The organism is bacterium (assembly GCA_009926305.1).
Taxonomy (GTDB): Bacteria; Bdellovibrionota_C; UBA2361; order UBA2361; family RFPC01; genus RFPC01.
On record RFPC01000020.1, the window covers coordinates 1 to 19608 of the forward strand.

10 protein-coding genes are annotated in these 19608 nt (G+C 47.0%); 2 read left to right on the forward strand and 8 right to left on the reverse strand.

Translation table 11 applies throughout. The annotated features are described in order from the left end of the window. Positions 1-7563, reverse strand: a 7563-nt coding sequence (locus EBR25_05110; GenBank protein ID NBW40372.1) for a hypothetical protein, incomplete at its 3' end; no start/stop codon positions are given. Positions 7564-7807: 244 nt separating this feature from the next. Here EBR25_05110 and trkA point away from each other — a divergent pair. Further along, positions 7808-9178, forward strand: coding sequence for a Trk system potassium transporter TrkA (gene trkA, locus EBR25_05115; protein ID NBW40373.1), 1371 nt, complete (start codon positions 7808-7810; stop codon positions 9176-9178). A 43-nt stretch (positions 9179-9221) separates the two neighbouring features. After that, entirely contained in the window at positions 9222-10664 is a 1443-nt protein-coding gene (locus tag EBR25_05120; GenBank protein ID NBW40374.1) for a TrkH family potassium uptake protein, read from the forward strand. A gap of 7 nt (positions 10665-10671) precedes the next feature. Here EBR25_05120 and EBR25_05125 read toward each other — a convergent pair whose 3' ends face one another. From EBR25_05125 to EBR25_05155, 7 genes are all read right to left on the reverse strand, one after another. Beyond that, a complete protein-coding gene (locus EBR25_05125; protein NBW40375.1) occupies positions 10672-11256 on the reverse strand; it encodes a BON domain-containing protein in 585 nt (194 codons plus the stop codon). Positions 11257-11328: 72 nt separating this feature from the next. Continuing rightward, the gene (gene murG, locus EBR25_05130) at positions 11329-12432 is read right to left on the reverse strand and encodes an undecaprenyldiphospho-muramoylpentapeptide beta-N-acetylglucosaminyltransferase (protein ID NBW40376.1); all 1104 of its coding nucleotides are present in this window, start codon (positions 12430-12432) and stop codon (positions 11329-11331) included. After that, positions 12410-13597 (reverse strand): putative lipid II flippase FtsW, encoded by a 1188-nt coding sequence (gene ftsW, locus EBR25_05135; GenBank protein NBW40377.1) that lies wholly within the window; start codon positions 13595-13597, stop codon positions 12410-12412. Before ftsW ends, murG begins: the two co-directional genes overlap by 23 nt. Positions 13598-13667: 70 nt before the next feature. Next, positions 13668-15518 carry a hypothetical protein gene (locus EBR25_05140; protein ID NBW40378.1) on the reverse strand — a complete coding sequence of 617 codons (1851 nt, stop codon included), beginning with the start codon at positions 15516-15518 and terminating at the stop codon, positions 13668-13670. Between the two features lie 195 nt (positions 15519-15713). Then, entirely contained in the window at positions 15714-16778 is a 1065-nt protein-coding gene (locus EBR25_05145) for a phospho-N-acetylmuramoyl-pentapeptide-transferase (GenBank protein ID NBW40379.1), read from the reverse strand. Next, positions 16778-18025 carry a hypothetical protein gene (locus tag EBR25_05150; GenBank protein NBW40380.1) on the reverse strand — a complete coding sequence of 416 codons (1248 nt, stop codon included), beginning with the start codon at positions 18023-18025 and terminating at the stop codon, positions 16778-16780. Before EBR25_05150 ends, EBR25_05145 begins: the two co-directional genes overlap by 1 nt. Positions 18026-18030: 5 nt before the next feature. Then, positions 18031-19524 (reverse strand): UDP-N-acetylmuramoyl-L-alanyl-D-glutamate--2,6-diaminopimelate ligase, encoded by a 1494-nt coding sequence (locus EBR25_05155; GenBank protein ID NBW40381.1) that lies wholly within the window; start codon positions 19522-19524, stop codon positions 18031-18033. Between the last annotated feature and the right edge of the window lie 84 nt (positions 19525-19608).

A 19608-nucleotide genomic window follows, 5' to 3' on the forward strand; every position in this document is an offset into this window, starting at 1 on the left:
CTGGATTTCCTGCCGTGTTTGCGATGGACGAACATCTCCGCGCGATGAGCCCGGCATACTCGGTTCTCTTCGTGGGCTACTACTAGTACCTGCTCCGTTGGAATCTGCTTGCCTCGCTGACCTATCAACAGCTTCCTCAGCCCCTTGGCGCTCAAACTGTTCTTTCATCTTCTCAAAGTTAAGAAGATCATCCTCTGTTAACTCCACCTCCTGCTTTACTTGGGGAGGGTCTAATACGGCCACACTCGCGCCTTCATCGACTCCTTCAACCCGCGCCTGTGGAGAGTCAGAAGGCCCTCCATTCGAACGAGTTGGTGATGGTGGCTGTGGACTCGATGTCCTCCCCACAGGGTCAGCCGGGCCACTCTCTGATACCGTTGAACGAGTTCCTCTGCCAGTAGGAGCACCTCCGCTCGGACCACCACTAGCGGGTCCTGAAAACGGCTCTGCTCCTCCGTTCAGTCCCTCATCATCCGCTCTCTGCCATGCCTCATGGATTTCACGCTCAAGCGCATCGCCTGATGTCACTGCCTGATCAGCATCAAGTTGTCGATAAAAATTTTCAATCGCTTCATCACTTACTTCTGTGACCTCTTGAGATACTTTGTTTCTTGCGTCCTGCAAATTGTGAATCACTGCTGTATCATCCACACTGCGAGAAAGATGCCTGTCTACAGCGCTCTCTCCAGAATTTCCATTATTCGCCTCTCGCATTTGTTGTTGGCTTCTTTCAGCAATCTTCTCACGCTGCGCTCTTACCTGATCTACATGCGCAGTGATTTCTGGAGTTGAAGAATCACTTTTCCCACGAATCTTCTTCCACCCTTTCTTCGCAAGCCCACCACCTAAACTCGCAGTCTTAGCAACTCCAATCATGGCTGGTGCAGCAAAAGCTCCTATCACAGCCCCAGTCCCTGCCATTCGAACTCCAGAAGACAACATACCACTCATCCCTGCAAGAAAGCCGTTCCTCCAAGTATTAGAATCAGCTCCCTGGATATACATGCCGACAAGAAACCCATCCGATGCACCTTGAATAGCAGCCTCACCAGCTATAGCCCCCGTTCTTAGCGCTCCTCGACCAGTTGCCCTGGTAGCATGCCACGCCATACCACCTACCTTTGAAGCCAAGCCTCGTTCTGCCGTCTGCTCTAAAACCTCTTCGCCTGCTCTACTGACAAGTCTTAGCGTCGCTCCTTGTGTTTGGCTAACGGCACTCCTCGCTGCCTGACGAGGTGCCACTCGATTTACGATACTCGTCGTTGCTTTACTAATCCCCTTTGAAATGAGAATTCCTGCTCCTAGAGAAGCAGTATCTACTACTGCCATCCCGGTATCCATTACCGCCTCACTTCCAGAGTAACTATCTCCTTTCATCGCATAGGAGAGACCGGTTCGAACAGTGACTAAGCTTCCACCTACTGCAGCTAAATATCCTGCCGTACCGAGGCCAGCGGTTCCCCACGTTACCAGTATCCCACCCGCAACAACTCCCACAGTCGACGCCGTGTTTACTACTAAATCTGCGAACGCTCTTCGTTCCTGATTACCAATATCAGCCGAATTCGCAGCCGCTTCAAAATGGACAAAGAGCTCATTGTATCGCTCTGCTCCCAACCGCAATTGGAGCTCCTCCTCACTCATGCTTTTCAGCTCAGCTGGAGTGACCTCTTTCAAGATATCGTCAAACGCTTTCTTTGACTCCTCAAACCGGCCCCACGCAGCTCCGGTTGAAATCCATGCACTATCTTCAAATTTCGCATGAATAGTTAATATCTCTGACATCTGAGCGACTGTCTCAGGCACTCCTACCAGCAAGAGATCCGCCTGCCACTGCTCCTCACCACTTAATTCACCATGCAGACACTCTCTTAAGTACTGAACCGCTTCCTTTCCTTTTAATTCCTCTCGCTCCTCTAACGCGCAAAACTCCTCTGCTAATGCCACTATTTGCTCTACTGACTTCTGCGAAGTGCCATGTGTCGGATCACCAAGCGCCTGAAAAAGAAGCTCTTCATTCGTTCCAGCCCCGTCCATTGAAATCTTTAGCTTCAGAGCGTCAGAACATTCCCCTTTTTCTAGCGCACTGCGGTAGAGTTCAGCAGTAGCTCTGCCCAATCGTCTTTCTACTCCACGCCACATATCACGTGCAACATAGGGTAGCGACGGCGATAACTCCGCATAAGACACCTCGAGTCGATCGATACGATCTTTCAAGATCTTTGCATTTTCTTCACGCATTCTCTCAAGCTCTTGTTTTTGATCATCAGAAAGAGCTTCCTGAGCTTCATAAAGCTCTATGAGATTCCTCTGACGTTCAATCACTTGCATCAGCTCAGGTGGGAATAGCGCCTCTGTAATTATGTCCTCATCATTTGAAGTGATAGCTCGCGCTAACTGACATGCTCCGATCTGATCAAGATTCCCAGATAATTCTGCCTGTAAAAGTTTTTTATCGAGTGCATTGTGAATATTTGTTTCAATATGCTCTGAAAGCGTTAGAGTTGAATCAGAGAACTTTTTCTCTATCTCTGATAGGCGTTCCTGCCATTGCATGTGCAGCGAAGTTCCCTCGTTAAATAGAGTACCTTTGACCAAATGCTGATTATAGCCATACTTCGGTTGCAGCACCGTTTGAGTATAAAAGCTTTCAAACTGCGAAACGAGCATTTCACTTGGAGCACCCGTGGATTCATCCGTCAACATTCGATTCAATATAGCAACTAGACTTTCTTTCCCTTCAGCGACTTGAGAGAGGAATTCCTGGGATGACATCTGTTGCACTTCTTCGCGTACACTCTGAATCTCTTTCAGTTGCTGACGAAGAGAGTGCTCGACTTCGGAGGAGAGCGCATTGTTTTCGAGTGTAATAATAAGAGAGTTTTCAGCTGATAAGAGCTGTAAGAGCTGAAACTGTTGGAGGTGCTCTGCGGTGATTTCTTCCCCGCGAATAAGAAGCTGACCCTCTGGACCATGCGTATGCTTGACTGCGCCTTGATCATCAAATTCCAGACGAAGAGTGAGCACCTCTGCTCGCATCCTGTCACGCTCCTGTTGAAGAAGATTCGAGACCTCTTCAACATCCCTACTCTTTAATGACGACTCCAATTTCCGAGCGAATGCCGCATCCGGGTCATCGATGCCAAGCACCACCTCTTCAACCTGCTCTGCATTATCAATTTTCTGAAGCAGCATCTCATAGCTCAGCCCTGTTGCCCTCTCGCACTCCTTAAAAAATTCGTTCAGACTTTTCTTGACTCTCTCTTGAAGAAGGGCATTCTCTCTCAGCTCTCCTCTTGCTGCCTGCTCATATTGATAGGCCTGAATAGCAACTCGGGCGCTCTCCGCTTTTTTTGCTTCATCTTTTGAAAGACGTAATCTTTCTGCTTCTTCTAAAAGACGCTTCGCTTCCTCCGCGAGTTCATTACGAGTCGATTCTTCCAGATTTGCAATCGTATCATGTACAGCAGCTAACACCTTCCGATCTGTGCCGAACCAGGAATCAACGGCATCCTCTATGGCGAATTGGTCATCAAAAGATACATCTCCTCGATAACACGCCAATGCTCTCTCAAGATCGGCACCCTCCATCTCCTCACGGAAATGCATTAACATGGTTTCTTTGTGCCGAACTTCATACAGCTCAATGGCAAACGATCTTTCTTCTGGAGATAGCCCTCGTAGTGCTGCTCGAATTTCTTCTTCACTGGTGCCCCAACCAAAGAAACCTCCTTTCATCGCCTCATGAATTTGAAAGACAGCTCCCTCGGCGTTTTTCCATGTCTCTTTATGCTCTTCCATGAAGTCAGCCTTCAGACCTTCTCGGGCATTTGTAATTCGCTCTTCCCAACGACTCACTTCTCCCGAAGGAAACACTTCAGAGAGAATCCTTCCGATCTCATACTGGTCTGCTTGTCCTTTGTGAATCGGAATCCGAAGGTAATCTCCTGTGACTGCAAGCCGGTCTAAGGCGAAGGCGTTTCTAAGGGTTCCATTCAGTACATGCTCCCTTAAAGCTTCGTTGACATTGCTTGATAGTATCTCTGCCTTCTCCTTGCCGAATACCAGAGCGAATCTCTCTATGTACGCCTGACGCTCTTCAACGAGATCTGCTACCCGATAGCTATTGCCACTTCGTATTCGAGCGCTCTGGAGAAGGCCTCTTGTCTCGACGCTCCCGACTCTCTCTTCGGCTTCTTGCCGTGTTATGCCACTCAAGTGAGTTTTCGCTACTAGCATGAGCTTTTCTTGAAGCTCTGGGCTTAATTCACCTCGTGCTAAGAGAATCTCCTGCAGAATATCATTCGAGTAAAAGGCTGAGCTCTCATTACCATCCGTTACAACTCGAATATTTCCATTTTCCGGAAGCAACTGTTCGATAGTAGTACCAAACAGCTCTTCCGTCCTTTGAATTATTTGTGGAAGGTTTTCACGATGCTCTTGTGCAAACTCGATTATTTGAAATAGAGAGTCTGGCTGAACCGCAATCTCTTTGAGTGCAAGAGCATGCTCAGTGATTACATCTCTCTTCTCCAGCTTTTCTAAGAGAGATTGGTACTCCTCCTGCACCAGACTATTCGAAAGTCTCGGGGCAATCGCGTCATTCGATGCATATTTTACGTCAAGCGCATAGGCAGCTTTTCTTTTCCATCGGTCCGTCCAAAACTCATCTTTTGCAATTTCTACCGCTCCATCGGTCTCATCATAAGCCTGAGCTAGAATCTTATTCAGAATTATCAGCTCTGTTTTAGTATATCCCCAGTCATGCTGCGTTTGCTGATTTTGGGTGAGGGCATCAAATTGGTCTTCGGTGATCTTTTCATTTCGAGCCAAAAATCTAACCATCTCTTCATCATTGGATACTGAGCGAAGCTCTTCAGCTGCCCGCTGCATATCTTTGAATACACGGTCATAGTGTTGATAGCTTTTTTCATAATGACTCATGAGTTGCGCAAATAGGGGGCTCTCTTCATAAATTCCCTGTTTGCCTAACAGCGCTTTCACGTTTTCTCGATTCGAAGTCTCTATAGCGCTATCTTGCGGCCCCACTCCTCGACCATCGACTCTATCAAGCTGTGCCTGCTCCCGAATTGTATTTGCGATAAGGGATACCTTCTGTTCCTCAAGTGCTTCTTGAAAGCGAAGGGTAATCAGTCTTTCCAGAACCTTTGAATCTAACGCAATCGACTCGCTAAAAGCTGAAGCAGAGGCGATGAGGTCCTGTTTCTCTTTCTGAAAAAATTGCTTTTCATAGTCGGTAAGTTCTCCGCGAGCCACAAAAGAGCGTGCAGCCTCACTCCCAAGGAGGGAAGCCTCATGGCCAATGACTGTCATAATATCATGAGTGGCAATAGCCTTGTCCTGAGAGACGCTTTCATATAACTGAACTCTTGCTGCTTGCACTGCTTCTGGCACGTCATGCTTGTCTTCGATCCATGTCTGAGTCACGTGATCTCGCTTCAGAGTGAACTCCTGCTGAAAGTGCTCTCTGTAATGAGTCGCAACTTGTGAGGCGAGCCCCTGTTGCATGGCAGTATGACCTAGAGCAAGAATGTCTAGATAACTAAAGTAGATATCTTGCTCTGCGAGCCGCAGCTTACCCGTAAGTTGTTTCGCAGAGTCATCTTCTATAACTCCAGCAAGGTACAGTGCCGCTCCTGAATCTTTCACCTTGGGGGAGTCAAGCAAACTTTGAACTGCATTAGTCCCCAAGGTTTGATCGAGGTGGATTAACACTCCTTGCCGTAACTCAGCAGGAACTTTTCGTAACTCTTCAGCGTAGTCAATAGCTATCAGAGACGGATCCTGTCGAATAACGCCTTTTTGCGAATCACGATAGCGTGAAAATGAAATGGCATGTCGAAGAGCTTCATCGCCGTCACGAAGCAGTACCAGCTCTGCTCTATGATATCGAGTGATATCCCCTGTTGAATATGCCTCAAGAGGAGCCTTCACATCACCAAACAGTGACTCGTACGCTCGAATTGAGCCTCCCCGATCTGCTGTTAAGCGATCTACAAAATCATCACTCTGAGCTATGCTCGCAATTCCGAGTTGTTCCTGACCTGAAGAATCAACTCTATATTCAATGCACCTGGCTGCAAGTGCAGCATGATACGTCGCGTTGTCTGTCTGCAATCCATTGATGAGAATCTTCGCCCGCTCACTCCCAAGAATTGACTCAAGCTGAGACTCTAGTGTGCAACCATGCTCTTCTTGCAGAACATCATCAAGAAACTGTATCCCATCAGCATTAAGCTCAAGAAGAATAGAGAATACCTCTTTTTCTGAATGTATGTCGCGGCTATTTAGTGCTAAGAGCCTTTCACTTTTTTCCTGTATTCCTTGCACCTCTTTTACCACCAATGCACTCAATTCTTTCTTTTGTTGCTCATATTCAGAAAGGGCAAGTGAACGAATAGTAGACTCTTGGGAGAGAATCTCAGGAAATGGAGAGCGCATCAGATGCTGTTCAAAGGTCGCAATCGCTTCACCTTGAACCTCTGAGACAAGGTCCTCTTTGGCCATATCGAGAGTAAAACCCTTAAGCTCTTCTCTTACTATCTGAAGAAGGACCTCCCGAGCGAGTTCATGACGTTGCTCGCTTGTGAGAGTCGTGTCCCCAACTCTATCAAAGGCAGCTACGAGGGAAGAGACAACAGTTTCTAACCCGTGCTGTTCCGTCACCTGTAGGGCTCCCGTAAAACCCCGCGAAGAGTATGAAGCGATAAGTCCCGACAACTGAGCTTGAGGAGAAAGCCCCTGCGGAGCAGTAAGAACGTGCTCATGAACAAGGTGAGCAACTTCTGTTGAAAGGTCATAGAGAGCTGGTTCTGCGAGAGAGGCAGCGCCATTACCGATGGAAACCTCGCGCATGGCTTGCTTCTGCCCTTCTAACCATTGGCGCTCATCATCTTCAAGAGCCAGGTCGCTATGCGCTGTGAATAAGTTGGATATCTCTTCCTGTAGACGCTCGCGACCAGATTCACTCAGGTCTCCATTCGCTAAGCTATTCCTAATCTCTTCAAAGATTGCCGTCGCTATTTCATTCAGCTCATTTTTTGAAATTTCTAGCGCGCTTCCCTTCGATCGTGCCTCGATGGCCTGTTCAAGAACTTCTTGAACCTGTGTTTCAGAGAGAGAATTTTCAAGGAGATCTACGAGAACATGTATCGAATCCGGAATAACTGTGGAACGTCCCTTTCCTCTACGCTTTTTTCCCGAAGAGATTCCATCTCCAACCCGTTGATCTTCAAATGCCTGCTGATCTTTTGAAGAAGTTGATGTTCCGACCTTGGTGCCTGAGGTTGCAGTTGGAGAGCTTGACATCGTCCTGGATGCAATCACTGCCGCATCTTCAAGGCCAGCGTTTTGAAGCCGTTCATGATTCTCTGCAATCGCATCTTTGTGTTCTGTTTCTTTGGGAGGTCCCCCCGGGACATTCATTGCTTCAATTACGGCAGAGGCGGCTTCCCTGAACTGACCGCGATAGTCCGTAGACACCTCAAGAGACGTCTCCTGATTTTGCTCTACAGCTTGCTGAGCAATGTTCTTGCGCGACATGAGTGAAGTACCTAAAAAAACGCTCCTATACACTCTCGTTATGGAAGAGAATGGAGGCAATGTGGCAAGATTTGTCTAATAACCTGATTTTTTTGGATAAATTAAATCTGCAGCTCAATGCTGCTCTGGCGAGAAGAGGTTGAAAGAGGTACAAAGAGAAGAAGGATTTGGCGCTTTTGCCCCGTCAAAATCATGGGTCGTACTCCAGTGAAGATGTACTCTGGTGTAGAATGAGAGAACTGAAATGAAGTTTATTGTGCTTGGAGCGGGAGACGTTGGGACTACCCTTGCAACTCAACTCGTGCAAGAACAACACGACGTTGTCCTGATAGAGAAAAGCGAAACAAAACTTGAAGCGGCTACCTCAAACTTAGACGTCCAAGCGTTACACGGGAACGGCTGCCTCCCCGAAGTCTTAATAAAGGCAGGTATAAATACCGCTGATTATTTTATCGCAGTAGCGAATCAGGACGAGATTAATGTAACCGCATCCATAACGGCAAAACTCGTTAATCCCGATACAAAGCGAATAGCTCGGATGAGAGAAGTTTCGTTCCTGCACGAAGATATCGTGCAGAGTCATCTTTCAGAAATCTTTGACCTCACGATTAATCCGATTCAAGCTGCTGCAGATTATCTCCTGCGCCTCTTTCGAGTGGCTGGTGCTCGTGACGTCGTTGACTTTGCTGACGGAAAGCTCCAGCTCATCGGGTTAGATATCAAAGCAACTTCCCCTTTTATCGGCAAAAAGCTGCGAGGGCTGACTGAGATAAGAGAGAAGCTTCACCTCGTTATTATCGCCATCGTACGAGATGGAGAACTGCTTGTCCCCCGAGGTAATGATGAGCTCCTAGAAGACGATATGATTTATTGCATTACCCCGCCAGAACAAGTTCACTCTCTCTTTGAAATGGCAGGACATAATTTCACTCCACCGCGCAGTGCCATGATCTGGGGTGGCGGCTCGCTTGGAAAAGCTCTAACTCATGCCCTTGAAGAAGAAGACATTCAGGTAAAGCTTATTGTATCCCAGGAACAGTCAACACATGAACTCCTTGACGAGTTCAAAAACACTCTGATCCTCGTGGGCGATGGGAAAGATAAGGCCCTTCTCTTAGAGGAAAACATTCAAGACATTGATTCTTTTATTGCAGTCTCAAATGATGAAGAGGACAACATCCTTAGTGCGTTGCTTGCCAAAAAGCTTGGGGCTCGTTCAGTAATGGCTCTGGTAAATAAGGCTTCCTACCTTCCCCTCGTTCACGCTATCGGAGTAGACGTTGTGGTAAGCTCAAGAGCTGCCGCTGCAAATGCAATCTTTGCTCACATCCATAAGGAAGACGCACTTATTGCAGACCCATCACTTCGTCATCTAGGAGCAGGCTTCCTAGAAATTGTCATCGAGGAAGGAATGCCAATTGCTCAAAAAACAATCTCTGAAGTGAGGTTTCCATCAGGTGTGCTCTGCGCTGCTATGATTCGAGAAGAAGAGATTATCATGCCATCAGGAGATGCTCTTCTCGCAGTCGAAGACACACTTATCCTCTTTATCACCAAAGGCGCTCATGTAAAACTAGAGAAGCTGTTTGGTAAAAAAGTGGAGATGATTTCCTAAGTAGCGCAAATAAAATTTTTCTGACCTTACCTGAGAAAGAAACATGGATCTTCGAATTACTATCAAGCTCCTCGGCGGCCTTTTGTCTCTCCTCTCATTATTCTTGGTTATCCCTGGTGCGTATGGAATGCTCATCGGTGAAATTGCAGGCAAGCATTTGATTCTCAGTGCTGTTGGATGTTCACTCCTCGGTGCTCTCGCTTACTTTAGCCAAAAGAGTTATCGGGCAGAGCTCAATAATCGGACCGGAATAGCTCTCGTAAGCCTTGCCTGGTTCGGAACAGCGATAGTAGGCGCCATCCCATTCTATCTCTCCGATCCAGCCATCCATTTTCTTGATGCGCTCTTTGAGTCGACCTCTGGATTCACTGGCACTGGAGCCTCAATCTTGACTGATCTCGATGCGGTGCCGAGAAGTATCCTGCTCTGGCGCTCGATGACACAGTGGATTGGTGGCATGGGTATTGTCCTGTTCTTTATTGCTATCCTCCCTATTTTTGGACTAGGAGGGGTGCAACTGTTTCGAGCAGAGACCCCAGGGCCAAGTAAAGACAAAATTACTCCACGGGTGCGGGATACCGCGAAAATGCTCTGGGGACTCTACCTCGGCTTAACTCTTATTCTTGCATGTCTTCTCTACTTTGCGGGAATGAGCTTCTTCGATGCTATTAACCATGCAATGACGACTACTTCCACGGGAGGATTCTCTACACAATCAACAGGAATTGCCTTCTTTAATAGTCCACTTATTGAAGACATCTTAATTGTCTTTATGCTGCTATGCTCAATAAGCTTCTCTCTACACTTTCGCCTCCTACTCTCAGGGTCATTATCTGCACTCTTCTCGACAGAGGCAAAATGGTACTTAGCAATTATTGCTCTTGCAGTAACTCTCTTGACCCTCGGCTTATGGAGTAGTAGCGGGGCGTTAGTGGAGAGCTTCCGCCATGCTGCTTTCACGGTAGTCTGCACCGCTTCCTCTACTGGCTTTACCAATATCAACTATGAACATTGGTCAGCAGGACTTCAGTTTCTCCTGATTCTTTTGATGATTATGGGAGGCATGTCAGGCTCAACCTCAGGAGGACTAAAATGCATACGGATTGTCACAGCGATCAAACAACTCTCAAAAGAACTGAAAAGAGTGGTTCATCCTCGTGCACTCTATGCGATCAAAATCAATGACCATACGGTTTCGAATGATGTGATCAATGCCATCTGGGGATTTATCTTCCTCTACATTACCGTTCTTATCGCTCTTAGCTCAATTTTATCTTTTCAAGGTCTCGATCTCATATCAGCCACTACGGCCTCAATCTCTGCTCTCTCAAATATTGGCCCCGCCCTAGGTGAACTTGGGCCATATGATAACTATGCGGCTCTGCCACTGATATCGAAAAGCGCATTCATTGGTGGAATGCTTGTTGGAAGACTCGAGTTTTACACTATTATCGTGCTGTTCACCTTTGAATTCTGGAGAAAATAGCCCGGAGCTACTCACGTGCTGCACTTACACTCGCGCTATATTTGCCCCATAGCGACATATATTCTTTTCCATTCACCGTAATCAATGATTCCACTTGACTGTCCTCAGTTACATTCCTTACTCGAGAGAGGAATTCATCGACCACCATAAAATTGTTCGCATCACCTGATACTGAAATTGTATCCTGGGCAATTGAAATGTCCGTTACTTCTAAACCCTTTCCTTCATATGACTGCGCTATTGTGGAAATCGATTCTTTGAGAGACTGAAGAGATGCATGCGGCGAGTATCTTGCTTTCCCTTCTTCAGAATGAATATGGATATGCGGAAAAACGTTTCTCCTTCCCGCATGGTGTTGGGCGATAGCAATAGCCTCTTGTTTGTCACTCGGACGTGAAACATAACCATCGAGATAAATTCCAGATTTTCTTTGCGCTATTTTTATATCAAAAGGAGGCCTCATTCGTGATTCAACGAGCGCTCCCTCAATATCTTTTGCTTGCTTTGCAACGCATCCCGCTGAAAATAAAAACGGCAAGCATATCAAGGAATAAAGAACGCTTTGTTTTTGAATACTTCGTGACATCGGCATCCTCCTTTCATTCTATTACTGAAGAAGAATATGATTTTTAGGGATAGAGAAATCGGATGCTCGACAGGTTCTTTACGCTTCGACTAACGACTCAATGCCATCTGCAATCCGTTCCGCGGCATTTAATGGTCTCTCAGGACCTTTTCGCTCAACCATTTGCTGATACTCCTCAGGATCCAGCAGTCTCGTTATCTGCTCAAGCAGCCGTTCTTGGAATGCATCACCTTCCTCGACAACATACGCCTTTCCCTGGGAGGAGAGAGTCTCCGCATTTCTGTGCTGATGCTGCCCCTGAGCGAATGGGAATGGTACAAATATCGCTGGTCGATTTACGGTCGCTACTTCCATTACTGTCCCGGCTCCAGCACGACACACGATCACGTCCGCCCAACGATAGGCCTCTCCTAGCTCATGAATAAAACTCTCTACTCTTGCTTCAAGTCCAACTTCTCTATAGCGATGCTTAAGTCGATCCAAGTGTTCAGGGCGGCACTGATGAAAAAGCTCAAGACTTCTTTCCCTGAGTTGCGGCGCAATCTCAAAGAAAACATCATCTATTGCTTTTGCTCCTTGAGAACCTCCAATGACGAGAAGATTCTTAATCTCTTTCGGGACTCTCTCCTCCCTCGCAACCTCCAAGACATCATGCCGAATTGGATGTCCGGTAAAAACAATTTTTTGCTCTGGAAGATCTCTCGTCTCTGCAAAGGCCACCGAAACCTTAGTTGCAAATCGAGAAAGAAATCGATTCGCATTACCTGCTGACAGCTCCGCTTCATGAATCCAAGAGGGAACCCCCTTCAAAGAAGCAACAAGAATCGGCAAGACTGAAGCGTATCCTCCCACCCCGACTACCACGGTAGGACGCACTTTTGAAAAAAGGCGCAAGGTATTGAATAACGCTCCGGGAAATTTGAGCAGAAATCGAATCCAGCCCTTTAGGCCGAGATTGTTCAATCCAGATAGCGATATAGAGTGAGTAGCATACGGTGACGCACGAAAGATATCCTCCTCAAGACGACGCCCACTTCCTACAAAATGAACTTCATATCCTCTTCTGGCTAATACGTCGGCAAGGTATCGAGCAGGCATCAGGTGTCCGCCAGAACCGCTGGCAGCAATAAGAACCCGTCGCGCCCTTGATTCAACAGTTTCACTTTCCGCTTCTGACAGCATTGCTAGGCCTCCGAGCGAGCACTAAGAGGATTCCAACTCCCAATAGACTCACAACCGTACTTGTTCCACCATAACTGAGAAAAGGCAAGGCTAAGCCCTTGGTGGGTAATAAACCAAGTACAACCCCCATGTTCAGCAAGGCTGGAGCAACAATGAAAAGGGTTACCCCTATTCCGAGTGTAAAGGCAAACGTATCATGCGTAAGTCGAAGTGAGATCTTTAGCCCCCGCCACAGAAAGAGGCCAAACAGGAGAAGGACACAAGTGCTACCGATAAACCCAAGTTCCTCGGCAACCACTGCAAAGATAAAATCAGTGTGAGCAGCTGGAAGAAAAAACAACTTCTGTTGACTCGCACCAAGACCTACCCCCGAAAGTTGACCACTTCCGACCGCTATTAGGGATTGGATCAGCTGGTAGCCCTTTCCAGATGCATCTGCCATCGGCTCAAGGAAGGAAAGCAATCGTCGAACCCGATAAGGGCTGGTAAGTACCAAAGTTAATAATGCGAGGCCACAAAATGCTCCTGAGATAGCAAGATGGCGGAAGCGGACTCCCGCACACAACGCCATGGCAAATGTAATTAAGAGAGTAAGCGCAGTACTCCCAAAATCTGGTTGCAGTAGATAAAGAAATGCAATAACACCCACGAGCAGAAGTGGCTTAAGAATACCCTGTGAAAATATATGTAATCGGGCTTCTCTGCGAGCAAAGTACCCCGCCATGAATACAACAAATCCTAACTTCACCACCTCCCCCGGCTGAAACCGCAGTCCGAGCAGATTGACCCAGCGCACAGCTCCTCCAGCCTTAACACCAATAGCGGGGACCAATGGCAACAGCAAGAGAATGATGGATGCAGGAAGCAATAAGGGAGAGAGTCGTCGAATGAGGGACAACTTCAGACGCGAAATTGCTACAACTCCAACACAACCGATAAGTGCCGCAATCCCCTGTCGCCGCAGATAGTAATATTCGTCTCCAAACTTCTCCTGAGCAAGCACTCCAGACGTTGAATACAGCATGAGGAGACCAAATGCCATCAGTAAGAGCGTGACGATGACGAGCGGCACATCGGAAAAGAACGGTGGTGCAAGGCGTTGTTCCCGAGAACGTTCAGGACGCTCGGTTATTACATCGAGGATTGATAACTGCTGTGAAGACATACCTTGTATCTTCGCGGATTCTCGCCATTGGCACCAGATACGTATTCGCTGAAGAAGCCATGAAAAGAGCTTATATGGAAAGAAGCCTCAACAAGAGAGAGGGCTGTGCATTTGCTTGAGCAAGAGTCGCTACAGCAGCTTGTTGGAGAATTTGGATCCTTACAAGCTCTGCTGCCTCAGAAGCAACATCCACATCTCGAATACGTGATTCTGCTGCTAAAATCTCATCCCGCTGTAAAGCGATTGTGTTCTCTGCGTATGACATCCGAGAAAGCGACGCTCCTAGCTGGCCCCGAAGAGCACCGACTCCAGCGAGATTCGATGACAATCTATCAACCCCCTCCCGAGCAGCCTCAGCCGAGGTTACTTGAATCGACCCAAGCCCAGCTACCATACGCCGTATATCAGAAATGCCAGCAGAGATGGTTCCAGAGGTCCCATATCCAACCTGAAAGACATGATTCTTCTCATCTGGGGTTAGGGAGTATTGATGAAGATCTCCACCAGAATCAGTAGCAAAAGCGGTCTTTCCATCCGCGCTCAGATGAATGTTATTAAGGGTCCCGTGATTGCCGTCCGTCAGCTGGACTACTCGATTTGTAATTCGATCGAATTGAAAGAACTCTGTGCTGCCGTCACTGTTTTCGCCAGTAAAATCGCTTGTACTGGAAAAGTTTACCATTGTTCCGTCCAGCGAAAGTGCAACATTTTGAATTAACTTCGTTTCCTCAAAATTCGTAAGCTGCGTCGTAGCACCTGAACTAATATCAACTTCAAATATTTGTCGGAGGGAATTTCCGTTTCCAACAAGATCTGAGGTTGAAGTAACGAGGAGCTTTCCATCATCGGTGAGTCCTCTTGCTGTCATCGAATTATCGGAGAATAACACGGAAGACTCCATTCCCGTCTCGCTTATCTGGACCGAGATAAACTTCCCTGCAGCATTCGAGAATGCTCCTTTGGTTCCATCTGGAGATATGAAGAAATTACTTATAGTACCGGAAAACTCTTCTCCATTTGTCCAGATTTTTCCCGTTGCTACATCCAGAGCATACAGCCCTGGGTTTGTTGTTGAAGAACCAGTAGCATCATCTTTTGTTCCGCCGTTCACATATTCGGAACGAGCAAGAAAAAATACTGTCGAACCATCGGCGCTGATTTTTGCCTTTGACTGGTCGGCAGTATTTGAGGAGTTTGTTAACTGCTGTTCCTGTCCTGTAGCAAAATCATACAGAAACATATCTTCACCAGAGGCATGCTCGAGCGAAAGCACAACCTTGTCATCAACCGTATATCCCTTAACAGAAACACTGTTAATGAACGCCCCTCCCATCCAACCAGATAGCACTCCCGAGTTGAGGGTTAATGAGTCGCCCTCTACAGAATCATAGAAAGAAATTTCATTTGCCGGAGGAATTCCTGAATAATATGCGAGATATCTTCCACGAACATCAACGCTACTAGACGTAGATGACGATTCAACGAGCGTTCGACCTCCTGAATTTGGGCTTCGGTCAAAGATCTGCATCCCGTTAAACTTTGAACTACTGGTGATTCGACGAATCTCTTGATCAAGAGCATTGATCTCTTCCTGCATTGAGATCCGCTGCTGCTTACTGAACGTGCCATTGGCTCCTTGTTGGGCCAATTCCTGCATGCGAGCGGTCAGGTTTGTAACTTGTTCAAGCGTTGAGTCTGCGATGCTTACAAATGATGTGGCATCTGAAACATTTCTACGGGCCTGGGAAAAGACTCGAGCGCGAGAGCTTAAGCTATCTGCTATCGCACGTCCTGCCGAATCATTTTGTAATCTTTGACCACTCGAAAGTCGCTCTGATACCCGCATGAGCTCGTTCATCGTGCCACCAAGAATCCGAACCGCTCGGAGGGAAGCAATATTTGTCTGGAGCGAAAAAACCATCTGAACTACTCAACACCGCTTAAGAGCAACACACCCCATCCGCATCGAAAACCAACCAATGGTTCCCTGATCACTATAGGCGACTCTTTTTGGAAAAAGGTGAAGAATCTGAGTCTCTTACCTGTCGTTAACAGACATTATTGGTGATTTTTAGCAGAGGATCTCTGCATTCATACCAGAAGTGCTTAGCAGATTTTACCGCAGCTTTAGTGTTGAAAGCGAAATAATAGCGAGCACGATTGAGATAATCCAAAAGCGTACAATGATTTTTGGCTCTGCCCAACCTTTGAGCTCAAAGTGATGATGTATCGGCGCCATTCGAAAAACGCGTTTTCCAGTAAGCTTAAAAGAATACACTTGAAGGATTACTGAAAGTGCCTCAATCACAAAAATTCCACCTGAGATAACCAGTAACATCTCTTGCTTTACCAAGACCGCAATGGTTCCAAGCACGCCACCTAAACTCAGAGCACCGATGTCTCCCATAAACACTTGGGCTGGGAAGGTGTTATACCACAGAAATCCAAGCCCACCTGCAATGACAGAAGCGAGAATAATAGCAAGCTCGCCTACTCCCGGAACGCCCATAATCCCAAGATAACTTGAGAACTCCGCGTGTCCAGTAATGTATGCAAATGCTGCATAGGCCGTAGCTACCGTCATAATGGGGCCGATGGCTAATCCGTCTAACCCATCCGTCAAATTCACTGCATTAGAGCAACCAACCACCACAAGCATCACAAAGGGTATAAACCAGATACCGAGATCAAAAAATAAATCTTTAAAGAACGGAACCGTAAGTCCTGAGGGAAAGTCGGTTACGTAGAGGATAGTTCCAAGCGTTAGAGCAACACCAAACTGCCACGCCAACTTCATTCTACCACTAATGCCACCAGAGTCCTGCTGTGTAACCTTTTTCCAGTCGTCAAGAAACCCAAGACCCGCATAAGCGAGCATCACCACCAGCACCATCCAAACAAACTTATTGGTAAGATCATTAAATAAAAGGGCAGAAAGCATCATCCCCACTATGACCACGAGCCCTCCCATAGTAGGAGTTCCCTGTTTACTGAAATGGTCTTTTGGCCCTTCCTGACGAATCGGCTGACCTTTGATTCCTATTTGTCGTAGACGTGAAATAAATATCGGCTGAAAAATGAGAACAAACGTAAATGTAAAAATAAACGCTAGCGCAGCGCGAAATGTCAGATAGCGAAAGATGTTGATCTCAAAAAGCGAGTGTAAAACATGATAGAACATTAGGGAGTCTCACCTTCACTGAAATTCATATTAGCAAGCGTATACAGTTCATCTCTCTTCTGAAAGAGACCTTCCGCAAGAGTATCGTCCTCAATATAGGCTATTGCGTAAAGAGGGGTTTCTTGGACTAAGGAACGAATGGCCTCGGGAATACTCTTCACCTCCGTCACCCACTTTTTCAGATCTGGAGAAGTTTCCTGATCAGGCGTTGTCCCAACGAGATAGAGCTGAATGTCCTCCAGAAGGTTCTTTTCACTACTCTCGATAAACGGCTTGAGGGCAGCAAGACTATCAGTGATGAGGGCAAAACAGACTCCCTCATTGTCAGATATCATCATTCTCAGCGTTTCTACATCTGGAGGGGTTTTCCGCTCAATCCACAGGTCTCCAACTTCACCCATACTCACGTGAAACCCGTATGCAGGAGGTGCAAAGAATCGGTTGCCGAGCTCTTGAAAGTTCTCCTTCGTGGCCTCCACCTGTACACGTTCTGCTATTTTTGGCAGGAATCGAAGTGCTCGCAGCAGTCGAAGGTCAGGAACAATCCACGGAGTGATTGAAAACTCGTCTGAGACGTATGCAAATTTTCCGCGATCCATATAGGCAAGCTCTTCACTAACATCTTGGGCTGTCTCTATATACAAGACTTCCGCTGCAACATCATCTTGGTGCTCTTTGCTCGGGGCACTTCTTATTACAAGATCAGGCTCTAATTCAGAACGAAGCCTGCTCATTCCTTCCTCTAAACCAATCAGGTACCACAAACTTTCATCTTCACTATTCATCACGCAGGCAGCCATCGCATGCTCATTCTGACGATGAGTAAGAAGAGGCGAAAGATCTCTGCTCGATCGAAAGCATCCCTTCTTGAAAGACAGCAACGCACTCGCTACCACCTGTTCGAACCACCCGATGAGCGGGTCTGCTCCCTCAAGGATCACTACTGGAGAATCCATCTTTGTTCTCCACCACCGAAAGAGCTCCCAAAATGCACTGGCAGGATCCTGAACAAGAATAGAATACTCCCTCGCCTCCTGATTTAGCTCAACGCCCTGCTGAGTTACGATCATTGAGGCCCCACGGTCGAAAGCTTGCTGTGCGGTTGCATTCAAATCGAAATAGATTTCTCCTGAATTTAATGTATCGAGATCAACCGCTACCCCCCGAGCACCACTATTGATGTTGCCTATCTGCTGAGTAGGCGTCAGAAGAGTTGCCACTTCCTGAAAGGTTGCTCGAAAAGCCATAGAGATTACTGCCCCCTCTGCAGCGCTTTTTGAACTTCTTCTTGATCTGAAAAATAAAATGTCTCGTTCTGCACTATTTGAAAGTTTTCATGCCCTTTCCCCGCGATAAGGAGAATATCGCCTGACTCAAGCAAAGGAACAACACGAGCAATTGCTGCGCTTCTATCATTTTCTATAAATTCAGGCTCTAGACCACTCTTGAGAATATCTTGAATGATCCTATCAGGATCCTCCTTACGGGGATTATCCGAGGTCAGAACGACTCGGTCGGCAAGTTCTTTTGCGACGCTTCCCATCGCTTCTCGTCGTCTCGGATCTTTCCCCCCTCCGAGTCCAAACATGAGCCAAAGCTTACCTTTCGTTACATCACGCAAAGCCACCAGAGCGTTCTGCAAAGCATCCGCGGTATGTGCATAATCAACAAAAACGGTTTTTCCCTCGTTAGCAAATCGCTCCATCCGTCCCGATGGCGAATCAATTTCACGAAGCACTTCTAAAACTCTTTCTGGGGGATATCCTATGCTTACCAGAACACAAAACACAGCGAGATAATTCCGCGCATTGTATTCTCCTATTAAAGGAGACGAGAAAGCATAAGAAGTGCCATTAAAGGTAAATTCCCCCGTTATTCCGTTGGATGAAAGCTCAATATTCCGAAATCGAGCCGAGGCTGATTCATGATGACCGAAGGTAGAGTAATTCGCATTCTGCGACGCCGCCCACTTCGCTAACCGACGGCCATATTCATCATCGACTCCAATGATGAGGGGCGTCTGAGGATTTGCAGCAAGAGCTACTTGAAAAAGTCTCTGCTTGGCTGAAAAGTAATCTTCGAGCCCGTCATGATAATTCAAATGATCAGGGGTGAGATTTGTAAATACTGCACATGAGTATCGGACATCATCCCCCCTTCGCTGATCTAAGGCATGTGAGGATACTTCCATCACACACGCAGTCGCACCTAGCGATTCTGCCCATTTGGCTGCTGCATGAATTTCATCGGGTGGAGGAGTTGTTGCTTCACCACGGGTGCGAACCGTGCCTTCAAATTGCACGCCAAGGGTTCCGACCTCCAACACACGCTCGCCGAACTGCTCAAGTGCTCGTGAGGCCAGCCAAAGACACGTAGTTTTTCCATTGGTTCCTGTTATTCCGATGGTTGTGTAGTTGTGTATTGCATACTCGGAACATAGCGCTGCAATTTGACTTAAGGCTTTTCTCGAATCTCTCACGAGTAGAGCAGGCACACCCACAGATGATGGCAGCTCTTGTTCAACAATCACCGCTCCAATTCCTTGCTGAACCACTGCTGGAATAAATGAATGGCCATCATGCGTGACCCCCCCGTAAGCAACAAATATCCCACCTGATTCTACTTGACGACTATCATTCGTTACTAGGCATCCTTCCGGAGGCAACTCTGGTTGAACACCATGTAACCACGTCCCATCAAGTAGTTCAGTAAGAACATCCCAATCTATTTTTTCCGGAAGCCTCAAAGAATCTCCTCGTGTTGATTTTTATGGTTCGTCTATGAACCATACATTGACTGCAAGCAAGTGTGAAGAGCTCAGTGCCCACAA

Coding starts and splice junctions, on each gene's coding strand:
- murG (NBW40376.1), bottom strand. CDS start 12,432: ATGCTGTCAGAAGCGGAAAGTGAAACTGTTGAATCAAGGGCGCGACGG.
- ftsW (NBW40377.1), bottom strand. CDS start 13,597: ATGTCTTCACAGCAGTTATCAATCCTCGATGTAATAACCGAGCGTCCT.
- EBR25_05120 (NBW40374.1), top strand. CDS start 9,222: ATGGATCTTCGAATTACTATCAAGCTCCTCGGCGGCCTTTTGTCTCTC.
- trkA (NBW40373.1), top strand. CDS start 7,808: ATGAAGTTTATTGTGCTTGGAGCGGGAGACGTTGGGACTACCCTTGCA.
- EBR25_05125 (NBW40375.1), bottom strand. CDS start 11,256: ATGCCGATGTCACGAAGTATTCAAAAACAAAGCGTTCTTTATTCCTTG.
- EBR25_05150 (NBW40380.1), bottom strand. CDS start 18,025: ATGGCTTTTCGAGCAACCTTTCAGGAAGTGGCAACTCTTCTGACGCCT.
- EBR25_05140 (NBW40378.1), bottom strand. CDS start 15,518: ATGGTTTTTTCGCTCCAGACAAATATTGCTTCCCTCCGAGCGGTTCGG.
- EBR25_05145 (NBW40379.1), bottom strand. CDS start 16,778: ATGTTCTATCATGTTTTACACTCGCTTTTTGAGATCAACATCTTTCGC.